The 5,101-nt window shown below is 59.7% G+C and carries 4 protein-coding genes and 1 pseudogene; 2 read left to right on the forward strand and 3 right to left on the reverse strand.

Annotation, left to right across the window (positions count from 1 at the left end):
• Window positions 1-318: pseudogene (locus tag AB4043_RS21705) on the reverse strand (NUDIX hydrolase); the annotation flags it as partial.
• Window positions 319-503: 185 nt separating this feature from the next.
• Between AB4043_RS21705 and bshC the strand changes: the two are divergent.
• Entirely contained in the window at window positions 504-2,102 is a 1,599-nt protein-coding gene (gene bshC / locus AB4043_RS21710; protein WP_442308061.1) for a bacillithiol biosynthesis cysteine-adding enzyme BshC, read from the forward strand.
• 145 nt (window positions 2,103-2,247) lie between these two features.
• Here the strand turns inward: bshC and AB4043_RS21715 are convergent, their stop codons facing one another.
• Window positions 2,248-2,745 carry a hypothetical protein gene (locus AB4043_RS21715; RefSeq protein ID WP_442308062.1) on the reverse strand — a complete coding sequence of 166 codons (498 nt, stop codon included), beginning with the start codon at window positions 2,743-2,745 and terminating at the stop codon, window positions 2,248-2,250.
• Window positions 2,746-2,795: 50 nt separating this feature from the next.
• Between AB4043_RS21715 and hemG the strand changes: the two genes are divergently transcribed.
• Entirely contained in the window at window positions 2,796-4,178 is a 1,383-nt protein-coding gene (gene hemG / locus AB4043_RS21720) for a protoporphyrinogen oxidase (protein WP_442308063.1), read from the forward strand.
• Window positions 4,179-4,222: 44 nt separating this feature from the next.
• Here the strand turns inward: hemG and AB4043_RS21725 are convergent, their stop codons facing one another.
• The gene (locus AB4043_RS21725) at window positions 4,223-4,627 is read right to left on the reverse strand and encodes an energy transducer TonB (RefSeq protein ID WP_442301056.1); all 405 of its coding nucleotides are present in this window, start codon (window positions 4,625-4,627) and stop codon (window positions 4,223-4,225) included.
• Window positions 4,628-5,101: the final 474 nt, after the last annotated feature.

Consider the following 5,101-nt stretch of genomic DNA (forward strand, 5'->3'; position numbering starts at 1 on the left):
CTTCTCGTCAGCTTCACGCCGGCCGGCAGGGAGCTCCAGCAGGAACTGCTGCGCCGCCTGGCGATACTGCCGCTCCATGATGATGTAGGGATCACGCTTTGATTGGCGGTCGTCGACGGCGAGAATGACGACCGATCCGTTGTGACGGATGATCTCCCGGTTGGAGACGATGCCGCCCGGCTCCTTCACGGTTTCAGACCATACCTTGAAGAGCGGGCCGTCGTAGGCAAGCTTCTGTTCGAGGAGTTTCGCCTTGCCGGAACGTCGCGCCGGAGCCTTTTTCGCGGGTGTTCGTTTCGCGGATGTTTTGGTCGCCATAAAACTAAACCTAACACTCTGCATCGCCGGGGCGGGCTGATGAATCTAACCGTGCAACGCGAATTTATGATGCACCGGCTGACAAAACTCGTACGGCAAACGTCTCTTCCTTACTGTGAAAATTTGGAAAACGGATTGTGTCGGTATGCGAGACTCATCTGTGTGCCTCTGCACGAGTAATCTCCATGCGTTCTGAGTGTTACCCCATCACGGTGCTGCCCGGCGTCTCGCGTCTGTTTCGTGAGTATCTTGCCTATTGGGACAATCCCATTCTTGCTGAGAGCTTCGGCGGCCATCCGTCCGATGCGGCGTGGCGCGACAAAGCACCCGATCTGACACCGCAGCACCGCGCCCGCCTGGTCTCCCTGCTGGAGGCCCAGAACCCCGATCCTTCGCCGGCAGCCCGCAGGCACCTGGAGATGCTGCGTGACGGCGCTGGTGTGGTCGTGAGCGGGCAGCAGGTCGGCATCCTCGGTGGACCGCTGTACACCCTCTTCAAGGCGGCGACCGCGGTTCGCAGGGCAAAGGAAGCGACCGAAGCCGGAGTCCCGCATGTACCGATCTTCTGGCCGGCGACCGAGGATCACGACCTCGACGAAGTCAATCAGGTCCTGCTGCTAACGAAGAATTCAGCCGAGACATTGCGGCTGAAGAGCCTGGTACATCGCAACACCGCTGTGGGCGGCGTGGTGCTGCCCGAAGAGATTACGACGTTGGTGGAGCAGGCGACGGAACTGCTCGCCTGGGCTCCGATCACGGAGACATTGAAGCGTCACTACGCCCCTGGCAAGACATTGGCCGAGGCATTTACCGGGCTGCTGCGCGAGATCTTTGCGGCTGAGGGCTTGCTGACGATCGATGCCGCCGAGCGCGGCTATCATGAGCTGGGCTCTCCCGTGCTTCTGGCTGCGATCGAGCAGGCTGAGGAGCTTGAGGCTGCGGTTCGCGCGCGTTCCCAGGCACTGGTCGACGCCGGCTACCATGCACAGGTCTTGTTGCCCGAACAGGGCAGTTTGCTCTTCCTCTTTGATGAGCAGACGGGCGAACGCCATGCCTTGCGCCATAAGGACGGCGCATGGAAGGCGGGTCATGTCACGTATACGACCGGAGAATTGAAGGCGTTGCTGGCGGCATCTCCGGAGCGGTTCAGCCCGAATGCGTTGCTGCGCCCTGTCTTTCAGGACCAGATTCTGCCGACGTCAGCCTATATTGGCGGGCCGGCGGAGATCGCCTACTTTGCACAGTCAGGCGTGTTGTATGACACCATCCTGGGGCGTCGCACGACGGTCCTGCCGCGTATGTCCGCCACGCTGGTGGAGCCGGCGATTGCTAAGGTGATGGATCAGCATGAGCTCGGGTTGAAGGAAGCGTTCTCGTCGGCAGACGATCTGGCGCTTCGCCTGGGTGCGCGAGCTATGCCGGTCGAAGGCAAGAGAAGGCTGCAGGCCGCAGGCAATGCGCTGGACCGCGAGCTGGATGCGCTGCTGGGATGGATGCAGTCAGTCGATGGTGAATTGGCAAGGTCTGGCGAGGTCTCCGCTTCGAAGATGCGCTACCAGATGAATCGGCTGCGCCGCATGGCTGCACGCTTTGAGCAGGAAAAGAACGCTTCGCTGCGCAAGCATGCGGATGCCGTGACGCTGAATCTCTTCCCGGAAGGTCACGTGCAGGAGCGCGCTGTCGCCGGTACCTGGTTCCTCGCCCGCACGGGCGACGACTTCCCGGCGGAAATCGTCAGCCACGCCGGGCAGGAATGTAGCGGCCACAAGGCAATTTTCCTCTAGTGTCCTTGTCCCTAAAGTTCGCGACATAAATCATGAAGCGCTTATCGTTTATATTGCCCGGGTGCCCCACCCTCGCAACGCTAGGGTGGGTTCGGAATACSCTAAATTCCTATTCGAAAACTTAAATCGAATTTGTCGATACGCCCTAGTTGCTGGCCGTGCCCAGCAGGAAATGGAAGATCCGACTCGGCCCGTCTTCAGGCACGAGATAGAGATCTTTCCCCTTCAGCGCCATACCCTCGCCGGAGTACGGTCTGCCTCGATCGGTCGTGCCTGTCGCCACACTGCGCAGTAGTTGCATCGAGGGCCATGCGTACCAGTCCACGGCTCCGGTGGTCTTGGTCAGGTTCCCGCCACCGACCAGCTTGCCATCCACAAACTTGATGTCCTGGTATTGGTTGTTCGAGGCAACATCGATCACGCGAAGCTGCCGGCCGTCCATGGCGAGAACATACAGCTGACGGCTTCCCCAGTTGCCCGCGATCAGGCTGTCACCGGTTACGGCGTCGCAACCGATGTGATCGGCGACAGAGAGCTTTCGCTTCACCGCAAGCGTGCGCTTGTCTAACTCCACCAGAGTCGCTGTGCTGCGCGGCTTGTACTCCCGATCGCCTGCGACAGAATAACCTGCCGAAGATTGCATGTGATCGCCGGCATACCAGACAGCCCTTTGCCCTTCTACAATCAGCCTGAGTGAAGAAGATTGCCATCATCGGCGGAGGCATCTCCGGCCTTACCGCTGCCTACCGCCTGCGTCGTCTCGGCATGGACTGTACTCTCTTCGAGGCCGGATCGCGTCTCGGCGGTATCGTCGAGACTCATCGTGAAAACGGCTTCGTCATGGAATGCGGCCCTGATTCCTGGGTTGCTGAGAAGCCGTGGGCACGCGAACTTGCCATCGAGCTCGGTCTCGGCGCCGAGATTATTCCCTCCAACGACCACAACCGGCGCACCTATGTCTTGCAGCAGGAAACACTCGTTCCCATGCCCGAACACATGCGCATGATGGTGCCGCAGGGGCAGGCGGGCATGGACTCGTTGCTGGCCTCAACGCTCTTCTCTGAAGAAGCGAAACGCGCTTACCTGCAGGAGCCCTCACGAGCCAGGGAACTGAAGGAGTATGCTGCGGCCCATGACGGCGATGACGAATCTGTTGCTTCTTTCGTCGCGCGTCACTTCGGTCAGGAGGTTGCCGAAAAGCTTGCCGCGCCCCTCCTTTCCGGAGTTTTCGGAGGCAGCATTCATAAGCTTTCCGTCCACGCCGTCATGGCTCCTTTCGTCGCTCTTGAACGCGAGTACGGTTCTTTGATCACCGGGCTGGCATCGCGCCAACGTACCGGCGCGTCACTCTTCGCCTCGTTGCGCAGCGGACTTGCCGGACTGATCGAACGCATGGCAGCTGTTCTGCCGCCCGCATCGGTTCGCTTACAAGAGGCAGTGACAGCTCTGATACGCACCGGGAATGGGTGGAAGGTGCAGACCGGGCGAGGCCAGGCGTCTTTTGACATCGTGATGCTCGCGACTCCGCCGCAGCAGACCTCTGCTCTGCTGACACCGCTATTGCCCGGCGCCGCGGAGCTTCTCCCTCGTGACGCCAGCTCGGCCATCATCATTGCGCTCGCCTTCCGCGAGCACTTCCCGCTGCCTTCGGGCTTCGGTTTCCTGGTGCCTGAGGGTTCCTGCGAAAGCCGCTTGCTTGCAGCCACCTTTGTCGATCAGAAGTTTGCCCATCGTGCGCCGGATCAGGGTCGCGTGTTGCGCGCCTTCTTCGCCGACGAAGACCTGATGGATCTGCCCGACTCTGTCCTCGTCCGTCTGGGGATGAATGAGCTCACCAATATCCTCGGACATTCGCTGCCGGAGCCGGTCATCAGCCTGGTTCGGCGCTGGCCCGCATCGCTGCCGCAGTATGAGGTCGGGCATCGCGGTGAAGGTCGAGACCTTCGGAGCCACAGCCGCGGCAGCGGCCATCATCTTCGGCGCCTCGGCACGAACCGGGCTCTGCTGGGCGTGCATCAGGGTGGGAAGAACGAACAAGCTTGCTGCGATCAGTTTGCGCATCATTGTCTCCTTTGACAGGGTTATGAGTTCAGAGAGTGAGTGGGTGGCAGAAACTCGCGTTACTTGAGGTCCAGCGAGAGAGCAACGGGGTAAGCAATCTTTTCGCCGTGCAGCGAGCCGGGCGTATAGCGCAGAGCAGAGACGGCCTGGATGATGCGGGCATCGACCGAAGAGCTGATCGAGCGGTCCAGCGTGATGTCCTGCGGAATACCGTTGGTGTCGACCGTGAAGTGCACCGTTACCAGACCGGCAGCGCCTGCTGCGATCTTGGAAGCATCAAGCTGGCTCTGACGAACCGGAGGAACCAGGGCGATGGCGGCGTTGACCGGCTTGGCCACGCCCGTCGCACTGGCAATCGCGGCAGGAGCGATAGCACGGGCCAGGAACCCGTCCGTGATCGGCATCAACTGGGCGTTGGCGGCTACGGATACAAGGGCGATGCTGGCAGCAATAAGCTTCTTCATGTGTCTATCTCCTGGCAAAAGGTTGTTAGTTGCCAAAACCACTATGAGATATATCGGCCATGATTGTCAACTAATTTCTCGGAAATAATTTGAGACGCTTCACGGCAACGAAAATTCAACAACTTACGGTATGCGCTCGAGGAGATTGAAAACCAGGTTTGCGAAGAATTTTTGGACGAGCGCGATCCCTTTAATGGAAGGTCCGACCACACACTCACCCGTAAGCTCTACAAAAGTCGTAAGCCGGGGAGCATGTCTTTTAGAGCATTTTTCCTGATGCGGAAGGGGAGTGCAGCGGCGTTTTCATTGCGGAAACGTCCATAGATGCTCTATCGGAATAGAGAAGGGCCTCGCTTACGCGAGGCCCTCATCCAGCAACCAGGAATCAGCAACCAGGAACCAGCAACTGCCCCTTAGGGCTTCGGCTTCGCCGCGTGCGCGGCATCCAGATCCTTCTTCAAATCTTCAGTGAGC

Source organism: Terriglobus sp. YAF25, assembly GCF_052113305.1.
Taxonomy (GTDB): domain Bacteria; phylum Acidobacteriota; class Terriglobia; order Terriglobales; family Acidobacteriaceae; genus Terriglobus.